Here is a 252-nt window from a genome sequence, read left to right on the forward strand (position 1 = left end):
TTCGTGCGCAACTTCATGGACGGCTCGGCCAGCGTCAAGGCCGCCATGGCCGCCTACGTGGCCGCCGTGAAGGACGGCAGCTTCCCCGACAACGCGCTGCACGCCTGGTAAACCGCCCCGCCCCGTTTGTATGCAAGTCGTTCACACCATTGCCGAACTGCGCCAGGTGCTGGCCCGCTTCGACGCGCCCGCCTTCGTGCCCACCATGGGCAACCTGCACGCCGGGCACCTGGCCCTGGTGCGCCAGGCAAA

Annotated in this window: 1 protein-coding gene and 1 pseudogene; both read left to right on the forward strand. The window is 68.3% G+C overall.

Going from position 1 to position 252, the window contains the following annotated elements:
* Positions 1 to 111 (forward strand): annotated as a pseudogene (gene panB / locus HA630_RS23300) (3-methyl-2-oxobutanoate hydroxymethyltransferase); the annotation flags it as partial.
* A 19-nt stretch (positions 112 to 130) separates the two neighbouring features.
* The coding region (locus tag HA630_RS02720) for a pantoate--beta-alanine ligase (RefSeq protein ID WP_208299884.1) at positions 131 to 252 on the forward strand (122 nt) is incomplete at its 3' end.

The organism is Aquabacterium sp. A08 (assembly GCF_011742065.1).